Here is a 21,358-nt window from a genome sequence, read left to right as displayed (position 1 = left end):
GGGGCCAGTCGGAAACCCTTCGAGGCTCCCAGGCCGGCCCAGGCCTGTCCCACATGTTCGTAGGAACACTCACCTTCGACCTGCTCCTCGGCGACGTGCACTCGCTGAAGGAGAAGCGCTCGATCGTGCGGCCCATCGTGGCCGAACTGCAGCGCAAGTACAGCGTGTGCGCTGCCGAGGTAGGGAACCAGGATCTGCACCGCAGGGCCGAGATCGGCTGTGCGGTGGTGTCCGGCGACGCCGGGTACGTCCACGAGATCCTGGACAGCTGTGAGCGGCTCGTCGCCGGCCGCCCCGAGGTGATGCTGCTCTCCGTCCGGAGGCGGCACCACCACGACGACGACGAATGACCTGCGGGAGTCACCACTGTCACACCCGCACCTGACCGAGAGCGCCCGCAAGGCCGGGCGCGGGCGGGTACGTTGGGGAGAGGGCCCCTCCGGGAGTGGTCATGACCCGGGTACGCGCCCATTGCACGAGGAGGCAACGTGACCGACACCGCTAGGGCGCGCAAGCTCGCCGACCGCATCCAGGTGGTCGTGGCGGAGACCCTGCAGCGCCGGATCAAGGACCCGCGACTCGGGTACGTCACCATCACCGACGCCCGGGTGACCGGGGACCTGCGCGAGGCCACCGTCTTCTACACCGTCTACGGTGACGAGGCGGAGCGGGAGTCCAGCGCGGCCGCGCTGGAGAGCGCCAAGGGCGTCCTGCGCTCCGAGGTCGGCAAGCAGACCGGGGTGCGGTTCACCCCGACCCTGACCTTCGTCGCCGACGCACTGCCGGACAACGCCCGGAACATCGACGACCTGCTGGACAAGGCGCGGCTCTCCGACGCCGCGGTCCGCACGGCCGCCGCCGGGGCCGCGTACGCCGGCGACGCCGACCCCTACAAGGCGGCGCGCGACGACGACGAGGACGAGTGACGATGGCCGGGGAGCCGGCCGGGTCCGGGGCCGCGGGGGCGGTCTCCACCGTTGAGGTGGAGACCGCCCCCGCGGTGCTTCCGGGCCCGCGCAGCGGGTCGCCGTCCGACTCCGGCGCGTCGTCGGACTCCGGGGCGTCGTCGGACCCCGGGGCCCCGTCGGGTCCCGGCGCGTCGTCCGGTTCCGCGGCGGAGCCGGAGGGCGGCCGCTTCGAGCCGCAGTGGGCCCGGGCGCTGGAGCTGCTCGCGGGCTGCGACCGGGTCGACCTGATCTGCCACATCGCCCCCGACGGCGACGCGCTCGGCTCGGCGCTGGCCGCCGGGCTGGCGCTGCGCGGCCTGGGCAAGCAGGTGCGGGTGTCGTTCGGCGACGACCCGCAGGTGATCCCCGAGTCGCTGTCCTTCCTGCCCGGGCAGGAGCTGATCGTGCCCGCCGCCGCGGTGCCGGACCGGCCCGCGCTGGTGCTGGCCTTCGACGCCGCCTCCGAGGACCGGCTCGGCCTGCTCCGGGACAAGGCGTTCGCCGCCGACGCGCTGGTGGTGTTCGACCACCACGCCTCCAATCCGGGCTTCGGCACCGTCCGGCTGATCGACCCGTCCGCGCCCGCCACCGCCGTGCTGGTGGACGAGCTGCTGCGGCGGCTGCGGGTGCCGCTGGACCGGGCGATCGCCACCTGCCTGTACACCGGCATCGCCACCGACACCGGCTCGTTCAAGTACCGGGCCACCACGCCCGCCACGCACGAGATGGCCGGGCGGATGCTGGCCACCGGCATCCGGCACGACCTGATCTCCCGCCAGCTCTGGGACACCACCTCCTTCGGCTACCTGAAGGTGCTGGCCGGGGCGCTGGAGCGGGCCCTGTTCGAGCCCGAGGAGGCCGGCGGGCGCGGGCTGGTGTGGACCTGGGTGCCGTACCAGGACCTGGCGCTGTTCGGCGTCACCGTCGAGGAGATCGAGGGCCTGATCGACGTGCTGCGCAAGCCCGCCGAGGCGGAGGTCGCGCTGGTGCTCAAGCAGGACCCGGACGGCACGCTGCGCGGCTCCTGCCGCTCCCGGGGCGCGGTCGACGTGGCCGCGGTGTGCGCCCGGATGGGTGGCGGCGGGCACGTGTACGCCGCCGGGTTCAGCGCCCGCGAGGCCGTGGAGGCCACCGTGCAGCGGTTCCGGGTGGCGCTGGCCGAGGAGAGCGCGCGCTAGGCTCGTCCGGTTCGGTGGACGGGCCGGGGCCGCGCTGGTGCGGGCGGCAGCGGCGGCGCGCTGGTGCGCGCGGAGGCGAAACGATGATGAAGCGATGAAGCGTAGCGGGACGGGCCCCGACGGGCTGGTGATCGTCGACAAGCCGGAGGGCATCACCTCGCACGGGGTGGTCGCCAAGCTCCGGTGGCTGGCCGGCACCCGGAAGGTCGGGCACGCCGGGACCTTGGACCCGATGGCCACCGGCGTGCTGGTGATCGGCGTCGAGCGGGCCACCCGGCTGCTCGGGCACCTGATGCTCACCGCCAAGACCTACGAGGCGACGATCCGGCTCGGGCAGACCACGATCACCGACGACCGGGAGGGCGAGGTCACCGCCTCCGTCCCCGCCGACGAGGTGGCCCGGGCGGCCGTCGACGCCGAGGTCGCCCGGCTCACCGGCGAGATCATGCAGGTGCCGTCCAAGGTCAGCGCGATCAAGATCGACGGGAAGCGCTCGTACGCGCGGGTGCGCGAGGGCGAGGAGTTCGAACTCGCCGCCCGGCCGACCACGGTGCACTCCTTCACCGTGCACGAGGCCCGCCCCGCGGTCGCCGAGGACGGGACGCCGGTGCTCGACCTGGACGTCACCGTCGAGTGCTCCTCCGGCACCTACATCCGGGCGCTGGCCCGCGACCTGGGCGCGGCGCTCGGCGTCGGCGGCCACCTGACGATGCTGCGGCGCACCAGGGTCGGCCCGTACTCCGTCGAATCGGCGCGCACCCTGGAGCAGCTGGAGGAGAAGCTGGAGGTGCTGCCGATCGCCGAGGCCGCGGCCGCCGCCTTCCCGCGCTGGGACGTGGACGCCGAGCAGGCCCGGCTGCTCTCCAACGGCATGCGGCTGCCCGCGCCCGGGCTGGGCGTGGACGGGCCGATCGCGGTCTTCGACCCGGACGGCCGGTTCCTGGCGCTGGTCGAGGAGAGCGGCGGCCTGGCCAAGTCGGTCGCGGTGTTCGTCGGCTGACGGGGCGTCGGACGGTACGTCGGCCGTTGTCGGTGTTCAGCGCAGGGCCAGGTGCCAGTCGTTGCTGTGCAGGAACCGGCCGGAGCGCTGCGGGTACTCGAAGGCGCACGGGCCCGCGTCGGTGAAGCCCAGGCGGGCGCAGAGCGCGTTGGAGGGCGCGTTGTCGACCGCCGGGAAGGCGTGCAGCACGCCCGGTGCGGCCGGGTCGGCGGCGACGGCGGCGCGCAGGTCGGCGAGCAGCGCCCGCCCCGCCGCCACCGCCACGCCGCGCCCCTGGAACTCCGGCAGCACGTTCCAGCCGGTCTCGTGGATCTCCGCGCCCCGCCACTCCCGGCGGTGCCGGGCGATCGAGCCGGCGGGCGCCCCGTCGACCAGCACCGCGAACATCACGCCGCCCCGGGACGGGAGTTCGAGGTAGCGGCGGTGGCGGACCAGCAGCTGCTCCGGTGTCTCCGGGCCGCCGACGTGGCGGCGCATCAGCGGGGTGTTGATGCGCCGCAGCAGGTCGAGGTGGGCGTCGGACCAGGGTTCCAGGCTGATCTCCATGCCCGGCATGGTGCCCCGGCGGGGCGGCCGGGAGCGAGCGGGTTTTCGGGACGTCCTGCCGGGGCCGGGCGGTCAGGACGGTGCGGCGGGGCGGCTCCCGTCGGGTGCGCGGGTGGCCGGGAAGAGGCGTCCGACGGCGGCGACCACGGCGGCGCGGCGGGCGGCGAGGAAGGCGGCGCGCTCCCCGGGGGCGGTCGGCAGCCGGTCGGGGCGGTCGGCCCAGGCGGTGGCGAGGCGGTCGACGAAGACCAGGACGTCCTGCGGGTCCCAGCCCGGGTCGAGCAGCCCGGCGGCCTGGGCCGCGCGCAGCCGGGCCAGCCGGCGGGCGGTGGCGCGGCGCAGGGCGGCGTCGGGCCGCGAGCCGTCCGCGCCGAGTTCCAACTGCCCCCAGCGGACCAGGCGCAGGCGCTCCGGGTGGGCGGTGAAGTGGTCGTGCAGCCGGCCGGCGTAGCCGGGCAGGTCGGCCGGGTCCAGCCGGGCGGCCCGGGCGACCGCGGCCAGCTCCCGCGCGCAGACCAGCCGGTACAGCTCCTCCTTGCCGGTGAAGTGGGCGTACACCCGCTCCTTGCTGGTCCGGGCGGCCTTGGCGATCCGGTCGACCCGGGCCCCGGCGATCCCGTGGCGGGCGAACTCGGCGGTGGCGGCCGCGACCACCCGGTCCCGGGTCGACCCCGCGGCCGCGGACGGGGCGGTGCCCGGCGGGCTGGTGCTCGGCGGGGCGGTTCTCGAAGGGGCGCTCGGAGCAGGGGAGAGGGCAGGCCGGAGGAGGGCCGGGGGCGGGGGAGTCATGGCGGCCACGCTACGGGGCCGTCCTGACGGTCCGTCAGTCCGGTACGGGGGCGCCCCGTGGGGGCGGGGTCAGCAGAGCGGGGCGGCCGGCGGGGCGAGCGGGGTGTCGCCCGGGGCGGGGGCGAGGCCGCGCAGGACGTGGTCGAGGACGTCGTCGAGGACCTGGTCGAGGGCGGGGCCGGCCAGGGTGCCGGTGGCGGCCCGGGCGGCGACGCCGTGGACGGCGGTGAAGAGCACGTTGAAGATCCGCTCGGTGTCGCCGGGGCGGACCAGCCCGTCCCGCTGCCCCTGGGCGACCACCTGGCCGACCTCGTCCTCCAGCGGCTGCCAGGCGGTGCGCAGTTCGTCCGTCACGGCGGGGTCGTGCTTGCGGATGAAGGTCAGCTCCAGCAGGGCGGGGCGCTCGGCGGCGAAGTCCACGTAGGCGCGGGCGAAGGCGCGCAGCCGGGCGTCGAAGGCGGGCCCGGCGGTGGCGAGGCGGGTGCGGGCGGCGGCGGCGACGCGCTGGATGCCGGTCAGCGCGAGCGCGTCCAGCAGGGCCCGCTTGTCGCGGAAGTGGCGGCTGGGCGCGGCGTGGCTGACGTCCAGTTCGCGGGCCAGTTCGCGCAGCGAGAGGGCGTCCGGGCCGTGTTCCTGGAGGGCCTTCTCGGCCTGGGCCAGCAGTGCGGCGCGGAGGTCCCCGTGGTGGTAGCGGCCCGTTCGCATGGGCTCATGATAGGCGAATGTTGGCGTTGACCACTTTGTGGGCGGCGACTACATTCGGGTTGTTGTCACCGTCAACATGCGGCGGTCGCGCCCGCCCGCCGCCGTCCCGGGAGCCCCGATGGATTTCACCCGCAGCACCGCCCTGATCACCGGCGCCTCCACCGGCATCGGCGCCGCCTTCGCCCGCGAGCTGGCCGCCCGCGGGGCCGACCTGGTGCTGGTCGCCCGCAGCGAGCGGCGGCTCGCCGACCTCGCCGCCGAACTGACCGCCGCGCACGGCGTCCGGGCCGCGGTGCTGGTCCAGGACCTCACCGCCGCCGACGCCCCCGCCGCGCTCCAGCGGCGGCTCGCCGAGCAGGGCCTGGAGCCCGACGTGCTGGTCAACAACGCCGGCTTCGGCATGCACGGGCCGCTGGCCGCCGCCGACCCCGACCGGGTCGCCGCCCAGGTCCGGCTGAACTGCCTCGCCCTCACCGAGCTCACCACCCGCCTGCTGCCCGGCATGCTGGCCCGCGGCCGCGGCGCGGTCGTCAACGTCGCCAGCACCGCCTCGTTCCAGCCGCTGCCCGGCATGGCCGTCTACGGGGCCACCAAGGCGTACGTGCTGTCCTTCACCGAGGCGCTCGCCCACGAGCTCAGGGGCACCGGTGTGCGGGCGCTGGCGATCTGCCCCGGCGCCACCGACACCCCGTTCTTCGCGGTGATGGGCGGCGAGGTCACCGGCCCCGGCGCCAAGCGCACCCCCGAGCAGGTGGTCGCCACCGCGCTCGCCGCCCTCGCCAAGGGCCGCCCCAGCGCCGTCGACGGCCTGCTCAACCGGCTCACCGCCGCCTCCCCGCGCCTGCTGCCGCGCCGCGCCGTCACCGCCGTCGCCGCCCGCTTCACCCGCACCGCCGCTGCCGCGCCCGGGAACTGACGGGCCGTCGGCTCCGGGGGTCCTGCGGGGGGCGTGCGACAGGGTGGTCGTGCGACGGGGCGCGAGGGCCCGGAGCCGGCGCCCGGGGCCCGCTCCGCTCCGCCCGCGCGGGCCCCGGAGGGGGGCGCACGGAGTGAAGCGGTGTGGTGAGAGGGGCGCGCGGGGTGCGGTGGGGCTGGTGGGGGGCAAGCTGACCGGCGGCGTGTACGGCGGCCGTACCCCGGCCCCGGACGGGCCCGGGGCCGCGGCCCGGCGGGAGGACTGGCCAGATTGGGCGAGGACACGGGCGCCGTCGGTGCGGGGTATCCGGCACCGGCGCTGCTGCGGATCAGGGACGCGCAGGGCCGGCTGTGCGGGCTCGGCTTCGTCGCCGACCGGCACGGCACGGTGGTCACCGCGCACGAGGCGGTGGCCGGACTGCCCCGGCTGGTGCTGCACACCCCCGGCGGGCAGTCCCGGGTGCTCGGCCCCGAGAGCGTCGACCTGCTCCCCGCGCGCGGCCTCGCCCTGCTGCGCACCGCCGCCGTCGGCGGCGTCCCCGGCCCGGCGCTGGCGATCGGCCGCGGCCCCGTCGGCGGCCCCGTCGTGGTGCCGCACCAGCGCTGGGAGGACGGCACCCCCGTGCTGGTCCGGGGCGGCCCCGTCGGCCGGGAGAGCGGGCGCTGCGCGGACGGCGCCCGGGTGCGGACCGTCCCCGGCGTACTGGTGCTCGACCTCACCGCCACCCCCACCGCCGGCGCCCCCGTGCTCGACCCCGCCACCGGCGCGGTGCTCGCCGTGATCGCGCCCCGGGTGCGGGCCGTCCCCGGCGCGGGCGTCGCCGCCGTCCCGCTCACCGCCGACGACCCGCCGCCGGACAGCGACCCGCTCGGCGGGCTGCTCGCACGCAACGCCGCCGACGTCCCCGCCTTCGGCCGGGCGCTCAACCTGGGCGGCGCGCTGCGCCTGGCCGAGGCCCAGCTGGACGCCGCCACCGCCGGGCCGGGCCGGGTCGCCGACCTGGCCGCCGACCGGGTCGACCGCCCCGACGGCCTCAGCGGCGAGGAGCCCGGCGACACCCTCACCGTGCTGCTCGGCGGCACCGGCAGCGGCCGCAGCACCGAACTCGCCGCGCTCGCCGTCCGCCGGGCCGGCGCCGAGCACCCGCTGCCCACCCTCTGGCTGCGCGGCGCCGACCTCGCCGCCGGCGACCGCAGCCTCGGCGACCCGCTGCGCCGCCGCCTGACCGAGGCCGCCCGGACCCTCGGCGTCCCCGAGGCCGACCCGGGCGAGCTGGCCGCGCTGTGCGCCGACGCCGGGCGCCCGCTGCTGCTCGTCCTGGACGGCCCCGAGGAGGCGCCGCTGGCGCTCTCCGCGCGCTGGCTGGCCGGCGGGCTGGACTGGCTGCGCGGCAACCGGGTCCGCGCCCTGGTGGCCTGCCGCCCCGACGGCTGGGACCAGCTCGGCCCCTGGCGGGCCGCCGCCCGGGCCCTGTGGCTCGGCCCGCTCACCGACGACGCGGCCGCCCGGGCCGGCCGCCGCTACGGCCTCCCCGAGACCTTCCTCGGCGCCGCCGACCGCGGCCACCCGCTCGCCCTCCGGCTGGCCGGCGACCTGCGCACCGCGGGTGTGCACGGCCCCGTCGGCAGCCGTACCGAACTCTTCGACGGCTGGCTCGACCTGGCCTGCCTCACCGTCGCCCGCCGGATCGCCGCCACCCCCGGCGGGCCGCGCCGCCACCGCCGCGGCGACCCCGTCCCGCCCGGCGAGAACGCCCGGCAGGTCCGCCGGCTCGCCGCGGTCGCCGCGGGGCGGCTGCACGAGGCCGCCCGGCTGATGCTCGGCGCGGGCGACGGGGCGCTCCCCGCCGCCGACTTCGACCGCCTCTTCCCGGCGGCCGGCGGCTGGGCCCGGGCCGTCCGCGAGGAACGCCTGCTCGTCCCGGCGGGTACCGGCCACCGGGCCGGTCACGAGGAGTGGGGCGAGTGGCTGCAGAGCCTGCACCTCGACCTCGACGCGGCGCTGCGCCTGCTGCTGGAGGAGGACGCGGAACCGGAGCCGGACACCGGGGTGACGGACCGTCAGGACGGGGGCGGCTGCGGGGCCTGCGCCGGCGGGACGGACGGGGCGTGCGGCCGAGGTGGGGGGACGGAGCGTCGGGGCGGCGGAGGGGCGCTGCGGGACCAGGACGGGGCGGCGGGGCCGAGCGGGCCGACGGGCCGTCAGGACGGCGACGGTGCCTGCCGGGTGTGCGCCGGGCCGGGCGGTGGCGACGCCGGGGCGGGGGAGCCGGGCGGCGGGTCGCCCCGGACGCGCCTCGCGGAGCCGGGCGGGGTGGTGGTGCTGGCGGAGCGGCGGGCGGGTGCGGCCCCCCGTCCGGAGGGCTGTCCGGAGGACCGTCCGGAGGGTGGGACCCGGCCGGCCGGGGCGGCCGTCGGCGGGGTCGGCCGGGGGCGGGCCGGGGTGGTGGTCGGGGCGCTGCGGCGGCTCGGACAGGTGCAGGGGGCGGCGGCGCTGGACGGCCGGCTGCGGCGGGTCCTGGCGGCGCTGGAGCGCGCCGAACGGGGCGGCGAGGCCGACTGGTGGGCGGGCCGGCTGCTGGCCGAGGGCCTGGCGGGCAGCCCGGACCCGGCGGCGCACCGGGAGGTGCTGGAACTGCTCGGGCGGCGGGCCGGCCGGGACGAGCGGTTCGGCCCGGCGTTCTGGACCGACCTGCCACTGCCGGTCGCCGAACGAGTGGCCCTGCTGGGGCGGTTGGCGGGCGGCGGCGGACCGGCCGACCGGCTCGCGGTGTTCCGGCGGGCCGCGACCGACCTGCTGACGGCGGACCCGCACACCGTGCTGCCGCTGCTGTGCGCCTGGTACGAGGCCGGGGACGGCGCCGCCGACCTCGCCGACGAACTCCTGCACGCGCACCGGGCGCTGGCCCTGGACGAGCTGACGGAGGCCCTGGTGTCCGCCGCCCACCCGCGCGCCGACGCGCTGCTCGGCCGGCTCGCCGCGGCCGAGCCGTCCGCGCTCTGCCGGGCGGTGGACCGGTGGAGCCACGACCCGCGCCCGGAACGGCACGTCGCCGCGGCCGTGCACGCCCTGCGGGCCGCCCCGCACGCCGGCGGGTCGGGCGCCCGGCTGCTCCGGCTGGCCGCCCGGACACTGCTGGCCCGGGAGGAGGAGCCGGCCCTGCACGGCGCCGCGCTGGCGGTGCTGGTGCGCGACCCCCGGGACGGCGCCGGGTACCTGGCGCCGGCGCTGGCCGCCCACCGGGCGGGCGACCCGTTCCTGACCGCCGAGGTGCTGGCGGGCCTGCTGGACCTGCACCCGGGGCCGGTGCTGGCGGAGGTCCGGGAGCGGCTGCGGGAACCCGGCGCCCGGTTCGAGGAGGGCCTGCGGGTACTGGCCGGGGCCGCCGACCCGGAGGTGGCGCGGGCCGGGACGCTGCTCGCCGCCGACCTGCTGCGCGAGCGGCCGGAGGCGGCCGCCCCGGTCGCCGCCCACCTGGACGCGCTGCTGGACGCGGGCGGGGACGGCCGCCCGCTGCTGCCCGCCGTGCTGGCCGCCGACCCCGCCGTCCGGGCCGTCCTCGCGCCGGTGCTGGCCGCGCCCGGCGACGGCCGGGAGGCCCTGCTGGACGCCCTGTTGGCCGTCGAGCGGGACCCCGGGGTGCTGGCCGCGGTGGTCGAGGCGCTGGCGGCCCGGCACGCCGGGCACCCGGAGCCGCGGGTACGCCTGCTGCTGGCCCGGGTGGTCGAGCGCTGGCCCGGCGCGGACGCCGTCCTGGTGCGCTGCGCGGGCCGCTGGGCGGGTTTCGCCCGGCTGCTGGCGGCCTGGCCCGAGGGCGCCCCGCCGCCGCCCGAGGGGCCCCGGCTGGCCCGGATGCGGGCGCTGACCTCGGCGGGGCGCGACCCGCAGTACGCCGCCGCCGAGGCGGAGCGGCAGGTGGACCGCCCCGGCGGCCGTCCGACCGGTCACACCGGGGGCCTTCCGGTACCTGGGCAGGGCCGGTCGCATGGCACGCTATAGGGGTTCGGTTTCGGTCTTTCGAGTGCACGGGTGTGCACACCGTAGGAACAAGGAGCGGTCAGGTGCAGCGCTGGCACGGCCTGGAGGAGATCCCCGGGGACTGGGGGCGCAGCGTCGTCACCATCGGATCGTTCGACGGGGTCCACCGCGGACACCAGTTGATCGTCAACCGGGTGGTGGAGCTGGCCGGGGAGTTGGGGGCGAAGGCGGTGGTCGTCACCTTCGACCCGCACCCGAGCGAAGTGGTCCGGCCCGGCAGCCACCCGCCGCTGCTCGCCCCGCAGCCGCGGCGGGCCGAGCTGATCGAGCAACTCGGCGTCGACGCCGTCCTGGTGCTGCCGTTCACGGCCGAGTTCTCGCAGGAGTCGCCGGAGTTCTTCGTGCGCTCCGTGCTGGTCGACGCGCTGCGGGCCAAGGCCGTGGTGGAGGGCCCCAACTTCCGCTTCGGGCACCGGGCGGCGGGCGACGTCGCGCTGCTCGCCGAGCTCGGCGCGGCCGACGACTTCACCGTCGAGGTGGTCGACCTGCAGGTGCGCGGCACCGCGGGCGGCGGCGAGCCGTTCTCGTCCACGCTGTGCCGACGGCTGGTCGCCGAGGGGGACATGGCGGGCGTCGCCGAGATCCTCGGCCGGCCGCACCGGGTCGAGGGCGAGGTGGTCCGCGGCGCCCAGCGCGGCCGCGAACTCGGCTACCCCACCGCCAACGTGGACACCGTCCCGCACTCGGCGATCCCGGCCGACGGCGTGTACGCGGGCTGGCTGAGCGCCGACGGCGAGACCATGCCCGCCGCGATCTCGGTCGGCACCAACCCGACCTTCGACGGCACCCACCGCACCGTCGAGGCCTACGCCATCGACCGGGTCGGCCTCGACCTGTACGGGCAGCACGTCGCCGTGGACTTCCTGGCCTGGCTGCGCGGCATGGAGAAGTTCGACTCCGTCGAAGCCCTGCTGGAGCGGATGGCCGAGGACGTCAAGCGCGCCCGGGACCTCACCGCCCGGGACTGACCGGCCCCGTCGGAACGCCGACCGGCCCGCTGCGGAACTTCCTTCCGCAGCGGGCCGGTCGACGTCGCGTCAGCCCTGGTGGGGCGGGTAGCCGTAGCCGGGCGGCGGCGCCTCGTGCGGCGGCGGGTACCCGTAACCGGGCTGCCCCTGCTGCGGGTAGCCGCCCTGCTGCGGGTACGGCGGCTGCCCGGGCTGCTGCCACGGCTGGCCCTGCTGCGGGTAGCCCCCCTGCTGGGGGTAGCCGCCCTGCTGCGGGTAGCCCTGCTGCTCCGGCGGCACCCCCTGCTGCTGGCCCTGCCAGGTCTGGCCGGCCTGCGGCTGCTGCTGCTGCTGCCAACCGCCCTGCTGCTGCCAGCCGCCCTGCTGCTGGGCCCGGGCGATGTCCTCGCCGACCAGCGCCGCCAGCTCGAAGTAGGCGTCCCGGACCTTCGGCCGCATCATCTGCAGGTTGACCTCGGCACCGGCCGCCAGCGACTCGTCGAACGGCACCACCACGACGCCGCGGCAGCGGGTCTGGAAGTGCGCCACGATGTCCTCGACCTTGATCATCTTGCTGGTCTCGCGCACCCCGGAGACCACCGTGATCGACCGCTGCACCAGGTCCGCGTACCCGTGCGCGGACAGCCAGTCCAGCGTGGTCGAGGCACTGGACGCGCCGTCCACGCTCGGCGTGGCCACCACGATCAGCTGGTCCGCGAGGTCCAGCACGCCGCGCATCGCCGAGTACAGCAGGCCGGTGCCGGAGTCGGTCAGGATGATCGGGTAGTGCTGCCCGAGCACCTGGATCACCTGGCGGTAGTCCGAGTCGTCGAAGGTGGTGGAGACCGCCGGGTCGACGTCGTTGGCGACGATCTCCAGGCCCGAGTTCGGGTCCTGCGAGGTGAACTGGCGGACGTCCATGTAGCTGCGGACGTGCGGGATCGCCGTCACCAGGTCGCGGATGGTCGCCCCGGTCTGCCGCTTGATCCGGCGGCCCAGGGTGCCCGCGTCCGGGTTGGCGTCGATGGCGATGACCTTGTCCTGCCGCTCGCTGGCCAGCGTCGCGCCGAGCGAGGTGGTGGTCGTGGTCTTGCCCACGCCGCCCTTGAGGCTGATCACCGCGATCCGGTAGCAGGTCATCACCGGGTGCCGGATCAGCTCCAGCTTCTGCTGCTTGTCGGCCTGCGCCGACTTGCCGCCGAACTGGAACCGGGACTGCTTCTGCGCCTTCGGCTGGCCGCGCAGCAGCCGGTCCGAGGACAGCTCCACCGCCGCCGTGTAGCCCAGCGCCGCCCCGTGCGCCGCCGCCTGCTGGCCGTGCTGCTGGAACTGCGCCGGCGCCTGCGGGGCGTTGTGCGGACCGGCCTGCGGCCAGCCGCCCGCCCGCGGGTCCACCGGCCACTGCTGCGGCGGCTGACCTTGCTGCTGCGGGTACTGCGGGGGGTACGGCTGCTGGGGCGGCTGTCCCTGCTGCTGCCCCTGCTGGGGGTACTGCGGCGGGTAGGGCTGCTGGGGCTGCCCCTGCTGCGGGTAGCCGCCCTGCTGCGGGTACGGCGGCTGCCCGCCCTGGGTCTGGACCGGCGGCTGCGGCTGCACCGGCGGCTGGACCTGCACGGGCGGCTGCGGGGCCACCGGCGGCTGCGCGACGGGAGGCTGCGCGACGGGGGGCTGACCGGTGCTCGGGTCGGCGGGCGGCTGGGCCACGGGCGGCTGCGGCTGCACCGGCGGCTGCGCGGCCTGCACCTGGACCTGGGGCTCCGCCTGGACCGGCGGCTGCGGGGCGACGGGGGGCTGACCGGCGGTCGGGTCGGCGGGCGGCTGGGCCACCGGCGGCTGCGGCTGCACCGGCGGCTGCGCGGCCTGCTGCTCCGGGGACTGGGCGACCGGCGGCTGCGGCTGGACCGGCTGCGGCTGCACGGACGGCTGGACCTGCACCGGCGGCTGCTGCGCCACCGGTGGCTGGGCCTGCACCGGCGGCTGCGCGGCGGCGGCCGGGGCGGCCGGAGCGGCGCTCTGGGTGTACCAGGACGGCGGGGTGTAGTCCGGGGCGTCGGACCAGTCATCGTCGTCCTCGGCCGCGTTGTCGCCGACGTAGACGCCGTCCCGATCGCTGCTCACTGGGGCTCCCTCGTTCTCGCCGAAGCTGCTTCGGCGCTTGCCGTCGAGCATTAAGACTAGGCGGTGGACAACCGCGGGTTGAAGCCGGTTCCCGGGGCGCAGGCCGGTGGGGGCGGCCGGGAGCGGCCCTCGGCCGCCCCCTGCGACCGACCGCCCCCGGCCCCGGCCACCGGCCGGTGCGCTCAGTCCATCCGGCGCGGGCCGCCCAGCACCTGGGTCTCGGCCTCGCCCGGGTTGGTCAGCACGTACTGGCGGCGCATCCGGGTCGCCCACAGCGTGACGTTGTCCGGCAGCGTCGGCAGCGTGGTGACGTCACCGGGGCCGAGCGACAGCATCCGGCCCACGATCTCGGACTCCTGCGGCGAGATCCGCTGCAGGCCCACCAGGTCCGCGGCGTTCAGCACCCGGGACGCGTTCGGGCCCAGGTACGGCAGCACCGTCAGGGTGGTCTGCCAGGGCGCCGCCGACAGCCGGCTGCGCGAGGGCCGCGCACCCAGGTCGCGAACCACCAGGACGGGTGACGCCACCGAGGCGCCCTGCGCGCCCAGCCGGCCCACCTGGTGGATCGTCACGCACGGCTGCCCGCCGCCCGCCGCCTGCGCCATCGGCGCCCACGCCTGCGGACGGCCGGTCTCCACCGCGATCCGGGCCCCGGTCGCGGCGGCCCGCAGCGCGATCAGCTGCGCCGTCCACATGCCGCCGACCAGCGCCACCTCGTACGGGGAGGGCCGGAACAGGCCCATCACGGCGGGCTGCTGCTGCTGGTCGACGCCGACCACCACGCCGTCGTCGCCGACCGGGAAGGACAGCGCGGACAGCTCGTCCACCGTCAGGACGTGCTTCTCCCGCCGCGGACCGCGCAGGCCGTAACCCGGGCGGACCCGCACCTGGCGCTGCTCGACGGTCTGCGGCGCCTGGCCGGAGTAGGTCTGATAGGCCATCAGGACGTCCCTCCCAGGGGCAGCGTGGCGAGCAGGCCGGGGGCGTGCTCCAGGTCGAGGCGGGTCAGCGAGGTGCCGACGTGCTGCGCCCGGGACTCCACCAGGCGGCCCACCTGCGCCACCTCGCTCTCGCTGCGCCCGGTCAGCCGCAGGTGGCCGCTGAGCGCCACCGAACCGCCCATCGCCCGGGTCGCGGTGATGGTGAAGGTGGAGGCGAACGCCGGGGTGCCGGTGAGCTGGTTGACCAGCTCGGGGGCGGCGATCCGGCCGTCACCCGCGCCCGGCCGGGACAGCGTCGGCCACTTGGAGATCCAGTACGTGGTGTGCCAGCGGTCGTCGATCCGGCAGAACTTCGCCGACTCCTGGGCCCGGCGGGCGACGCCGACGCCGCCGCCGGAGCCCTGTCGGCCCGCCACCGCGACCGGGTTGGCGCACACCGAGATGGCCAGCGCCGCGATCAGCTCCCGCTCGTCCAGGACGGTCGCGGTGAAGCCGGCGCTGTTCAGCCGCCCGGCCAGCTGGTCGGTGACCCGCTGCAGCGCCTTGCGGGAGCCCTCCTCGCCACCGCCGCGGGCCAGCACGGCGGTGGCCGCGCGCTCCGGGTCGAGCTTCAGGGCGACCCAGGTCAGCCGCAGCGCCGGGGTGCTGACGCCGCCCGGGGCCTGCTGGTAGGCGCGGGCCGCCAGCGAGTGCTCGGGCAGGTGCGGGGCGGGCGCGGGCTGGGTGTGCTGGACCAGCTGCACCGACTCCAGGCCGATGTCGTCGACCTGGAGGATCGAGCAGATCAGGTCCAGCGGCAGGCCGGAGGTGCCCCGGCCGGGGCGCAGCGGCTGGTCCTTGGACTGCACCAGCAGCACCGAGGTGAAGAAGGTGCCGTCGCCGACCATGCCGGTCTCGCGGCGCAGCGGGCGGCCGTCGCCGAGGTCGGTCTCGATCGCGTGGGTGCAGGTCCGCAGGGCCGGCTCCAGCTCCAGCACCGGCGCCAGCGCCGGGTCGGTGCCGGGCGGCGGGACGTTGTACTTGGCCTCCCGGCGCCGGGAGTTGTAGGCGCTGCGGACCGTCATCGCCTCGCCGGTGGTGCGGCCGCCGAGGCGCAGCAGCGCGAGCACCAGGAGGACCAGGGCGGGCACCCCGAAGATCCCCGCCATCATCGGGTCGATCGTCCAGCCGACCGCCACCAGGGCGGCGGCGACCTCGAGTTGGACGAGCTGCTTGAGCTCCAGGCGGCGGCCCAGCAGGCCCGGCCTGGGCAGCAGCCGGATTCCGACCGGGCCGACCGGGGCGGCCGGGGCGGCCGGAACCGCGCCGCGGGCCCGGTGTCCGCCCGGGCCCTCCGGCCTCCGGCCGTGCGAGGTGGAGCGTCGTCGTGCTGGAGCGGACTGGCTTGGCATCCCCCGAATTGCCCTCTCTGCTTCAGATGTCCCGTCAGATCCCCGTCGGCGTCCCCGGGCGAGGGGGCCGGTCCGGCGGTTCCCCCGTTCCGGTGCCGACGGCCCGGATGGCGGACCGTCGGAGCCTACCCGTTACCGTACTCACCGTCTGCTGCCGCATCGTACGAGGGTCACCGGTGCCGGTCGACCGCCGGGTGGCAGACTCACGCACGGAGCAAGCGCGTTGACACCCGCAGGTCGGGTCACACAGGGGAGACGGGGACGAGCATGGCATCACGCCGGGACGAGCTGAACGCCTACACCTTCGCCCGGAAGCGGATGGTGGGGGCCTTCCTGCAGCCGGGGGGCGGCGGGAACGACGAGGACGCGCCCCGGCCGATCCGCGCGGTGCTGCCGAGCTTCGTGGTCGGCGCGGTGATCGTGGCGGGCTTCGGCATGTGGGGCGTCCTCAAGCCGGCCGCGCCGCCGAACTGGGACAACGGCAAGTCCATCATCCAGGGCAAGTCCTCGACCACCCGCTACGTGATCCTGCCGGACAGCAAGACCGGGCAGCCCACGCTGCACCAGGTGCTGAACATGTCCTCGGCCCGGCTGGTGCTGTCCGAGGGCGCCACCGTGCAGAGCGTCGCCGACGACGTGCTCGACAAGTACCCGCGGCGCGGCGCCACCATCGGCATCCCGTACGCGCCGGACAAGCTGCCCCAGGCGGACGACGCGGGCGCCGCCAAGGTGTGGTCGGTCTGCGACAAGATGGGCAAGGACAACCTGCAGTCGACGGTCAGCCAGTCGGTGTTCATCGCGGCCGGGGCCGACGTCAAGACGCTGGCCTCGCCGGACCGGAAGCTCGACGACGGCAAGTCGCTGTTCGTCCAGGAGCCGCCGCACGGCAGCAAGGACGGCTCGATGTTCCTGATCGACCGCCAGGGCGTGAAGCACGCCGTCGGCCGCCTGGACACCTCGGACGACGACCGCAAGGCCCTGCAGCGCGCGCTGTTCGGCGCGGACGCCAAGCCGCAGCAGGTCACCGCCGAGTGGCTGGCCACCCTCGGCAACGGCGAGCCGGTGGTCTTCCCGCGGGTCGACAGCGTGAAGACCAGCGGGACCACCGCCGACTCCCAGGTGGAGCTGTCGAACAAGGCGCTGCGCAAGGTCGGCCGGGTGGTGAAGTTCCAGGAGGTCTACTACGCGGTCGGCGCCCAGCAGCTGTACAAGATCACCCCGTTCCAGGCCGACCTGATGCGGCTCGACCCGAAGAACCAGGGCGCGTACGGCTCCGAGACCCCGTCGATCAACGAGATCACCGCGAGCGACATCCAGAAGTTCGAGAAGCGGGTCAGCACCCAGCTGATCGACGAGGCCAAGGACCTGCCGCAGCAGACCTCCCCGGCGGTCAACCTGAGCGGCGACAAGGCCGGCCGCACGGTGGTCTGCTCGACCTTCGAAGGCTTCGACAACGGCCAGCTCAAGCGCAGCGTCTGGGCGGGCAGCGCGTACCCGGCGGAGGTCACCGCGGGCTCGGTCAGCGCCCACGTGACGCCCGGCCACGGCCTGCTGTACCGCGCCGTGGACGGCGACATGACGAACGCCGACGGCCAGGCCGGCTCCGGCAGCGACTTCCTGATCACCGACGCCGGGCTGCGCTACTCGCTGCCCGCCAACGACGACGGCGCGAACGGTGCCACGCCCGCCCCGCAGCAGAACGGGCAGGGCGGCGGCGACACCAAGAACGCCGCCCAGGCGCGCCTCGGTTTCAAGAACGTCAACCCGCCCGTGGTGCCCGCCGCCTGGTCGAAGCTGGTGCCCGCCGGACCGGTGCTCAACACCAACACCGCACTTCAGGCCCAGAACGCCTGACGAATCGTCAACGCCGGGTGCGGGCCTCCTGTGTCATGGTCTGGTAACTACCCGCTACCCGGTGTTGGGCGTACCGCACTTGGCCGTTACAGTGCTTGGGAGCACCACACCGTGGTGCCCGTACGCGCGTTCGCCACAGGGACGTGCGGACGTAGTCTGTCTCATGGGGGACGGTGGATCATGGCAGGTCAGTTCACGACGACCGCAGAGGAAATGATCGCCTTCGCGAACCGCATCGGCGAGGTGAACAACCAGGTGCAGGCCGAGATCGGTCGCCTGAACAACCTGGTCACCGAGATCCGGCAGGGCTGGCGGGGCGATGCCGCTACGGCTTACGAGCAGATGCAGCAGCGGTTCAACGAGGACGCCAACGCGCTCAACCGCGTGCTCGACGAGATCCGTCAGGCGATCGAGGCGACGACCAAGCTCTACTCGATGACCGAGGACGAGCAGCGCGCCGCTGTCGGCGGCGTCGCCTGACGCCAGCTCGGCGTACCGCTATTCCGCGTCTCCGGGGGAGGCGCGCCGTGCATCCATCGAAGGGGAGAGACCACATGGCCGGCATTCTCGTCAATTTCAGCACCATCCAGAACGCCAGCACCGAGGTGCGGCAGACCGCTTCGCGCATCCAGAACCAGCTGGACGACCTCAAGTCGGGCGTGCAGAAGATCGCCGCCACCTGGGAGGGTGCTGCGCAGCAGGGCTACCAGGCCCGCCAGCAGGAGTGGGACAACAAGGCCGCCGACCTGCAGCAGGTCCTCGGCCAGATCGCGTCCGCGCTGGACAACGCCGCGCAGAGCTACCAGCAGACCGAGGACAAGAACCGGAACCTCTGGGAGGGCTGACCTTCCCCTGACGGGAAGTCAGTAGCACAAGCGTTCTGACAAGGGCGGGCGTCCCACGGGGCGCCCGCCCTTCGCGCGCGGCGACGGGGTACGCGCGCCGTACTACGGGGTGAAGCAGTGAGGGGTGGACGTCAGGTGTCGTCAGGATCGTTGCGCCGGGCCGGTGCGGTGCTGCTGGTGCTCGGGGTGGTCGGCACGGTCTCCGCCGCGCCCGCCGTCGCCGACCCCACGCCCGCGGCCGGGGAGGGTGTCCAGCGGCCGCCGGTGGCCATCGCCGCGGCCGGTGACTGCCCCATCCCGAACGCCCCCGACGTCCCGGCCAAGCCGTGGGCGCTGCAGCGGGTCTTCCTGGACGAGCTGTGGGGCGACAACGACAGCAACGACAAGAAGAACAAGAACGAGCACAGCGGCAAGGGCGTCACGGTCGCGGTCATCGACACCGGCGTGGACAACACCAACCCGCAGCTCGCCGGGCCGGGCAAGGTCGTGGAGGGCCCGGACCTGCTGGGCGCCGCCACCCCGGCCGGGCAGCAGCGCCCCGAGGGCAACAGCTTCACCGACAAGGTCGGCCACGGCACCAAGGTGGCCGGCATCATCGCGGCCGCCCGGATGAACGGCGTCGGCTTCGTCGGCCTCGCCAAGGACGCCACGATCCTCTCCATCCGGCAGAACGACGCCGAGGGGCACGGCAGCGTGCCGACCCTGGTGCAGGCCATCAACGAGGCGGTCAAGAAGGGCGCCGGCGTCATCAACATCTCGCAGGACGTCCGGGTCGAGCTCGACCCGAACCGGCCGGCCGGCGCCCCGCTGTTCCAGGGCGAGTCCGACCTGGCGCAGGCGCTGGACAAGGCCGAGGACGCCGGGGTCGTGGTGGTGGCCTCCTCGGGCAACGACGGCCAGGAGGGGCCCACCTACCCGGCCCAGTACGACACGGTGCTGGCCGTCGGGGCCTCCGACCGCAACAACGAGCGGGCCGCGTTCTCCCAGTACGGCGACTTCGTCGACGTGGTCGCGCCCGGTGTCGACATGCTCTCCACGGTGCCCGGCCACGGCCAGTGCACCGACAACGGCACCAGCTTCTCCGCGCCCTACGTCTCCGGGCTGGCGGCGATCCTCAAGGGCATGCACCCGGACTGGAAGCCGCAGCAGATCCGCACCGTGATCGAGCAGACCGCGCAGCGCACCGAGCACGGCCGCAACAAGTACATCGGCTGGGGCGTGGTCGACCCGGTGAAGGCCGTCGAGTACACCACCGTGCCCGGCCCCTCGGAGTCCCCGCACCCGGACGCCCCGACCAAGCTGGACGCCGCGCCGCTGGTGGCCCAGCCGCTCGGCCTGGCCGAGACCCAGGCCGACCGGGACCGCCGCACCGGCACCTTCGTGCTCGGCGCGGGCGGCCTGCTGGTGGCCGGGCTGGCCGGCGGCGCGATCGTCGCCCGCGACCTGGGCCGCCGCCGCAAGGGCCGCTCCGAGGGCTGAGACGCCCCGCCCGGGCGGACGGAGCACAAGGGGGCCGGTCCCGGAAAAGGGGCCGGCCCCGTCCGGTCTCGGGGACCGGACGGGGCCGACGGGGAGCGCGCTGCGGGGGTCAGACGCGCTCGTCCTCGGGGAGGGTGATGATCCAGCGGCTCTCCTGCCGGGGGCGCAGGTAGAACAGCCAGTACAGGCTGGCGGCGACGGTGATGGCCAGCGTCCACAGCAGCGCGGTGGTGTCCAGCTGGGTGAGGGTGTAGCCGAGCGCCACGATCACCAGGACCGGCAGCACGGGCCAGAGCGGCTGGCGCCAGGCCGGGGCGTCCTTGTGGTGGTGGCGGCGGGAGAACAGCGCGCCGACGGCGACCAGCAGGTACAGCGCGGCGACCGCGACACCGGTGATGTTGGTCAGCAGGTCCTGGCCGACGAAGCAGAGCGCCGCGCCGGGGATGCCGACCGCCAGGGTGGAGATCCACGGGGCGCTGAACTTGTTCAGGGTGCCGAAGGCCTTGTTGACCGGCTCCGGCCAGGCCTTGTCGCGGCCGGAGGCGAACAGCACCCGGGAGTTCTGGATCACCATGACGATGCCGGCGTTGACGATGGCCAGGGCGATGCACAGGCTGATGAAGGTGCCGACACCGGTGTTGCTCCAGCCGATCACCAGCTCGGAGATGTTGCCGGCGGACAGCGTCTGCAGGTCCGGGGCGCCCATGGTGATCGCGGCGACCGGGACCAGGATGATCGCGCAGGACAGGCCCAGCGTCCACAGCACGGTGCGGGCCACGTTCTTGCGCGGGTTCTCCAGCTCCTCGGAGAGGTAGATGGCGGTGGAGAAGCCCTGGGTGACGAAGAGCGCGGTGCCCATCGCGGCCAGGATCGCCGCGAAGCCCACCCCGGAGACGCTGCCGGAGGCGTCGGCCACGGTGCCGTGCAGCAGGCTGCTCGCGCCGCGCTCGCCGTGCGAGAAGCCGAGGAAGGACACCACGGCGCAGGCGATGACCTCCAGCACCAGGAAGATCCCGGTGATCCAGGCGTTGGCCCGCAGGTCCAGCAGGCCGGCCACGGTCGCGGCCAGCATCACGACGGCGCCCGCGATCCTCGGGTCGACGTGGATGATCGGTTCCAGGTAGTCGGCGGTGCCCATGGCGATCAGTGAGGGCACGATCATCACGACGATCAGCGACTGGATGAACACCAGCCAGCCCGCGAACTTGCCCGCCAGGGTGCCGACCATGGCGTACTCGCCGCCCGCGGAGGGGACCAGGGTGCCGAGCTCCGAGTAGCAGAACGCCACCGCGATGCAGATCACCGAGCCGATGGCGATGGCCATCAGGGTGTAGGTGCCGAGGTCCGCGAACAGGTCCGGGACGATCACGAAGAGCGAGGAGGCCGGGGTCACGCAGGAGAGCGTGAGCAGCGTGCCGCCCACCACGCCCAGCGAGCGGGCGAGCTTCTTCGGACTGTCCGCGGCGGCGCCCGGGACGGGCTCGGCTGCCTGCGGGGGGAGCGTGTCGGTCATGGGGAATCCGATCCACTGAGCGGCGGTGTTGGGGAGGGGAGCGGTATCGCCTCCGAAGCACTGTCTCGCGGTCAGGTTCTGCTTCGCTCCCGGGTCGCCAGGTTGCCTGGACGAATTGGCCCAGTCAACGCGGCCCGGGCTGCGGATTCCG

Annotated in this window: 18 protein-coding genes; 11 read left to right on the top strand and 7 right to left on the bottom strand. The window is 75.4% G+C overall.

Annotated features, from left to right (window positions below):
• The first annotated feature begins 53 nt into the window (after window positions 1–53).
• The 4 genes from ACIOHG_RS34310 to truB all read left to right on the top strand — a co-directional run bounded on the left by ACIOHG_RS34310 (window position 54) and on the right by truB (window position 3,125).
• Window positions 54–350 (top strand): DUF503 domain-containing protein, encoded by a 297-nt coding sequence (locus tag ACIOHG_RS34310; protein ID WP_400956606.1) that lies wholly within the window; start codon window positions 54–56, stop codon window positions 348–350.
• Between the two features lie 138 nt (window positions 351–488).
• Complete coding sequence (gene rbfA / locus ACIOHG_RS34305) at window positions 489–926, top strand: 30S ribosome-binding factor RbfA (RefSeq protein ID WP_400956604.1); 438 nt, start codon at window positions 489–491, stop codon at window positions 924–926.
• A gap of 2 nt (window positions 927–928) precedes the next feature.
• Entirely contained in the window at window positions 929–2,125 is a 1,197-nt protein-coding gene (locus tag ACIOHG_RS34300) for a bifunctional oligoribonuclease/PAP phosphatase NrnA (protein WP_400956601.1), read from the top strand.
• 94 nt (window positions 2,126–2,219) lie between these two features.
• Window positions 2,220–3,125 (top strand): tRNA pseudouridine(55) synthase TruB, encoded by a 906-nt coding sequence (truB, locus tag ACIOHG_RS34295; RefSeq protein WP_400956599.1) that lies wholly within the window; start codon window positions 2,220–2,222, stop codon window positions 3,123–3,125.
• Window positions 3,126–3,161: 36 nt separating this feature from the next.
• Here the strand turns inward: truB and ACIOHG_RS34290 are convergent, their stop codons facing one another.
• From ACIOHG_RS34290 to ACIOHG_RS34280, 3 genes are all read right to left on the bottom strand, one after another.
• Entirely contained in the window at window positions 3,162–3,671 is a 510-nt protein-coding gene (locus ACIOHG_RS34290) for a GNAT family N-acetyltransferase (RefSeq protein WP_400956595.1), read from the bottom strand.
• A gap of 72 nt (window positions 3,672–3,743) precedes the next feature.
• Window positions 3,744–4,460, bottom strand: coding sequence for a TetR family transcriptional regulator (locus tag ACIOHG_RS34285; RefSeq protein ID WP_400956593.1), 717 nt, complete (start codon window positions 4,458–4,460; stop codon window positions 3,744–3,746).
• Between the two features lie 69 nt (window positions 4,461–4,529).
• Window positions 4,530–5,165, bottom strand: coding sequence for a TetR/AcrR family transcriptional regulator (locus ACIOHG_RS34280; protein ID WP_400956591.1), 636 nt, complete (start codon window positions 5,163–5,165; stop codon window positions 4,530–4,532).
• Window positions 5,166–5,283: 118 nt separating this feature from the next.
• Between ACIOHG_RS34280 and ACIOHG_RS34275 the strand changes: the two genes are divergently transcribed.
• From ACIOHG_RS34275 to ACIOHG_RS34265, 3 genes are all read left to right on the top strand, one after another.
• On the top strand, window positions 5,284–6,081 hold the full coding sequence (locus ACIOHG_RS34275; protein ID WP_400956588.1) for an SDR family NAD(P)-dependent oxidoreductase: 798 nt from the start codon (window positions 5,284–5,286) through the stop codon (window positions 6,079–6,081).
• A 270-nt stretch (window positions 6,082–6,351) separates the two neighbouring features.
• Window positions 6,352–10,080: a serine protease gene (locus tag ACIOHG_RS34270; protein WP_400956585.1), complete on the top strand. Its 3,729-nt coding sequence runs from the start codon at window positions 6,352–6,354 to the stop codon at window positions 10,078–10,080.
• A gap of 62 nt (window positions 10,081–10,142) precedes the next feature.
• Window positions 10,143–11,087 (top strand): bifunctional riboflavin kinase/FAD synthetase, encoded by a 945-nt coding sequence (locus ACIOHG_RS34265; RefSeq protein ID WP_400956583.1) that lies wholly within the window; start codon window positions 10,143–10,145, stop codon window positions 11,085–11,087.
• Window positions 11,088–11,156: 69 nt separating this feature from the next.
• Here ACIOHG_RS34265 and ACIOHG_RS34260 read toward each other — a convergent pair whose 3' ends face one another.
• The 3 genes from ACIOHG_RS34260 to eccE all read right to left on the bottom strand — a co-directional run bounded on the left by ACIOHG_RS34260 (window position 11,157) and on the right by eccE (window position 15,516).
• Window positions 11,157–13,184, bottom strand: a complete 2,028-nt coding sequence (locus tag ACIOHG_RS34260) for a MinD/ParA family protein (RefSeq protein ID WP_400956581.1) — start codon at window positions 13,182–13,184, stop codon at window positions 11,157–11,159.
• 182 nt (window positions 13,185–13,366) lie between these two features.
• A complete protein-coding gene (locus ACIOHG_RS34255; RefSeq protein WP_400956578.1) occupies window positions 13,367–14,125 on the bottom strand; it encodes a hypothetical protein in 759 nt (252 codons plus the stop codon).
• The gene (gene eccE, locus ACIOHG_RS34250) at window positions 14,125–15,516 is read right to left on the bottom strand and encodes a type VII secretion protein EccE (protein WP_400956575.1); all 1,392 of its coding nucleotides are present in this window, start codon (window positions 15,514–15,516) and stop codon (window positions 14,125–14,127) included. Before eccE ends, ACIOHG_RS34255 begins: the two co-directional genes overlap by 1 nt.
• Before the next feature lie 267 nt (window positions 15,517–15,783).
• Between eccE and eccB the strand changes: the two genes are divergently transcribed.
• From eccB to mycP, 4 genes are all read left to right on the top strand, one after another.
• Entirely contained in the window at window positions 15,784–17,370 is a 1,587-nt protein-coding gene (eccB, locus tag ACIOHG_RS34245) for a type VII secretion protein EccB (protein WP_400956572.1), read from the top strand.
• Between the two features lie 180 nt (window positions 17,371–17,550).
• Window positions 17,551–17,850, top strand: a complete 300-nt coding sequence (locus ACIOHG_RS34240) for a WXG100 family type VII secretion target (RefSeq protein ID WP_400956569.1) — start codon at window positions 17,551–17,553, stop codon at window positions 17,848–17,850.
• A 74-nt stretch (window positions 17,851–17,924) separates the two neighbouring features.
• Window positions 17,925–18,215 carry a WXG100 family type VII secretion target gene (locus ACIOHG_RS34235; protein ID WP_400956566.1) on the top strand — a complete coding sequence of 97 codons (291 nt, stop codon included), beginning with the start codon at window positions 17,925–17,927 and terminating at the stop codon, window positions 18,213–18,215.
• Window positions 18,216–18,350: 135 nt separating this feature from the next.
• Window positions 18,351–19,694, top strand: coding sequence for a type VII secretion-associated serine protease mycosin (gene mycP, locus ACIOHG_RS34230; protein ID WP_400956563.1), 1,344 nt, complete (start codon window positions 18,351–18,353; stop codon window positions 19,692–19,694).
• 109 nt (window positions 19,695–19,803) lie between these two features.
• On the opposite strand, the gene ACIOHG_RS34225 is transcribed toward mycP, so the two are convergent.
• Window positions 19,804–21,207 (bottom strand): APC family permease, encoded by a 1,404-nt coding sequence (locus ACIOHG_RS34225; protein ID WP_400956560.1) that lies wholly within the window; start codon window positions 21,205–21,207, stop codon window positions 19,804–19,806.
• Window positions 21,208–21,358 lie beyond the last annotated feature (151 nt).

Source organism: Kitasatospora sp. NPDC088134 (assembly GCF_044741705.1).
GTDB lineage: Bacteria > Actinomycetota > Actinomycetes > Streptomycetales > Streptomycetaceae > Kitasatospora.
This window is presented reverse-complemented; position numbering and strand designations above follow the sequence as displayed.